The following is a 2,381-nucleotide window of genomic DNA, read 5'->3' as shown; positions in this document are numbered from 1 at the left end:
TGTGAGGTACCATATACATTTTAGACCAGTTAGTCTTTTAAAAATTTTAACACAGCTTCAGTTGGTGTTAAAAAATTTATGCTTTTATGTCGCCTAACATTGTTATAGTAATTTAAAAACGTAGTAATTAACTTTCGTAATTCATTAATATTTTTAGGGTAACGTGGCAGATATTCAAAAAATTTATTTCAGTTTTGATGAAATCTTTCAATTTTGCCATTTGATTGTGGCGAACGAATTGGCGTTGTTTGATGAACAACTCCTTTTTGATGTAATGCTTTTGTAAATTCGCTTTTATGATAATTATATTCTGGATTATAACTATAAACATATTCCGGTCCATTATCAGTTCTAATTCTTTTTATTTTAATTTTATTATTTAAAAAATCATTATAAGCTTGATTAAAAATACCAATTGCTGATGATTGNCCCTTATTTTCAGATAAATAAGCAAGACCAAAGCGTGATTTTTCATCAATAAAATCATATAAATATAAATTACGTTTAAAACCAGTCATATTTGGTGTCAGAATTTTAATATCATGTTGTAGATGNCCTAATTCATGCATTTCATAACGTTTATAAATCCTAATTTTCTTGTTTTTAGGATAAAAATTATTAAATTCTTTATTTCATTTCATTAAAGTTTTAATGTTATGTTTAATTACTTCATTTTTATATGTGAAAAATCCAGCTAAAGTTAAATTATAAAATTCATAAATTCCAGTTCCATATTCTTGGCGATATTTTTTCATCATTTTTGCAACAGCAATTTTGTAAGTTTTTGAATAATGGTTATTAATTTTAATTGGTCTCGTTGGTTTTTTAGCTAAAACCAGAAAATTTAATTTTTCTTTAAGACAAAGTTGAATCTTTTTAGCTCAATTAAAGTTGAATCTTTTTAGCTCAATTATAAAAAGTTTGTTTTGACTTATAAAATAATTTAATTAAGCTATTTAGTGAATTTTCATATAAATAGTATTTCTGACATAAATTAAAATAATTAATGACATTTTGATAAATATAATTTATTTCTTTTGTAAGTTTTTGTTGTAAATATCATTTTTTTATTTTTCGTTGTAATGAATATAATTCATTTTCAGTTGGAATGCTTATTACCATATACTTTTTCATTTTAATCTCCATTCTAATTTAAAGACTAAATCAGTGGTCTAAAATGTATATGGTTTTCACAAATTAGTTAAAGTCTGTCTATTTACTTAATAAATACAACTGATATAATGAAAATGTTGACGTATTTAAAATAGCATTTTATTTTAAAGTAATTAATATCAAAATAAAATTAAATATTATGGCAATTTAAATTTAATAATTTTACATAATTTTTTATTGTATTATTTTTAGTTGTTTTTTTTGCTGTAATTTTAAAAAAGTAAATTATGGGAGGTAACATTATGGACTCGTTACAAGTTGGAGATAGTGTCTTAGTATATGCTTATAAACATAATGGTTCAGTTTACCGTAGTTGAGAATCAGCAGTTGTTTTATTACTAGAAGAAGAATATATTGTTTTAGTAAATGAAGATGTTACTGTTACAGAATTGAATGGTAGAAAATGAAAAACAAATGAACCAGCAATCTGGATTTTTAATCGGAAAAATTGAAGTAATATTATTTGTATGCTTAAAGATACCGGGATAAATTATTATTGTAATATTGCATCACCATTTATTATGAAGCAAAAAACAATTAAGTATATTGATTATGATTTAGACATTAAAGTTTTTGCCGATGGTAGTTATAAAATTTTAGATTTAAAAGAGTTTAATCGAAATCGCATTGCTTGAAAATATAGTCGTGATATTGTTAATGCAATTTGAACAGAAATTGATAATTTAAAGCATTTAATTAAAAATAAACTTTTTATTTTTGAACATAGTCGTGTAGAAACATTATGGAAACAATATTTAGTATTAAAATCCAAATTACTTAAATAATGTTTTATTGTTTATTCTCTAAATAATAGATATAATAAAAGTGTTTTAGAGAGGAGATTTCTAATGGGACAATATAATTTTAAAAAAAATTTTTTATGAGGTAGTGCTTTTTCTGGACTGCAAACAGAAGGGGCATCTTTGGAAGATGGAAAATCTGCATCAAATTGAGATCATTGATTTAAGTTAGAAAAATACCGTTTTTTTAATCAACAACCTTGTTTGAATGATTTTTACCATCGTTATCAAGAAGAAATTAAAATTGCAAGGGAGTTAAATTTTAATTCATTACAAACATCAATTCAATGAACTAGATTAATTCCTGATGGAAAAACAGTTAATCCAAAAGGAATTGAATTTTACAATAATGTAATTAATGAAATGTTAAAAAATAATATTAGACTTCTTGCATAACCTATTAAAATA

The 2,381-nt window shown here is 23.3% G+C and carries 4 protein-coding genes; 2 read left to right on the top strand and 2 right to left on the bottom strand.

Features of this window, described 5'->3' with window-relative positions:
- Positions 1-29: 29 nt before the first annotated feature.
- The gene (locus BST80_RS04465) at positions 30-758 is read right to left on the bottom strand and encodes an integrase core domain-containing protein (protein ID WP_415746144.1); all 729 of its coding nucleotides are present in this window, start codon (positions 756-758) and stop codon (positions 30-32) included.
- Positions 759-885: 127 nt separating this feature from the next.
- Positions 886-1,146, bottom strand: coding sequence for a hypothetical protein (locus BST80_RS04460; RefSeq protein ID WP_415746143.1), 261 nt, complete (start codon positions 1,144-1,146; stop codon positions 886-888).
- Positions 1,147-1,415: 269 nt separating this feature from the next.
- Between BST80_RS04460 and BST80_RS04455 the strand changes: the two genes are divergently transcribed.
- Together BST80_RS04455 and BST80_RS04450 are read left to right on the top strand one after the other, a co-directional pair.
- On the top strand, positions 1,416-1,958 hold the full coding sequence (locus tag BST80_RS04455; protein ID WP_415746142.1) for a DUF402 domain-containing protein: 543 nt from the start codon (positions 1,416-1,418) through the stop codon (positions 1,956-1,958).
- A gap of 63 nt (positions 1,959-2,021) precedes the next feature.
- The gene (locus tag BST80_RS04450; RefSeq protein ID WP_415746141.1) at positions 2,022-2,369 is read left to right on the top strand and encodes a family 1 glycosylhydrolase; all 348 of its coding nucleotides are present in this window, start codon (positions 2,022-2,024) and stop codon (positions 2,367-2,369) included.
- Positions 2,370-2,381: the final 12 nt, after the last annotated feature.

The sequence above is a fragment of the Spiroplasma sp. Moj genome (assembly GCF_016082285.1).
GTDB classification, from domain to species: Bacteria; Bacillota_I; Bacilli_A; order Mycoplasmatales; family Mycoplasmataceae; genus Spiroplasma; species Spiroplasma phoeniceum.
The sequence above is the reverse complement of the archived record's forward strand: the minus strand, read 5'-3'. Positions and strand labels throughout refer to the sequence as shown.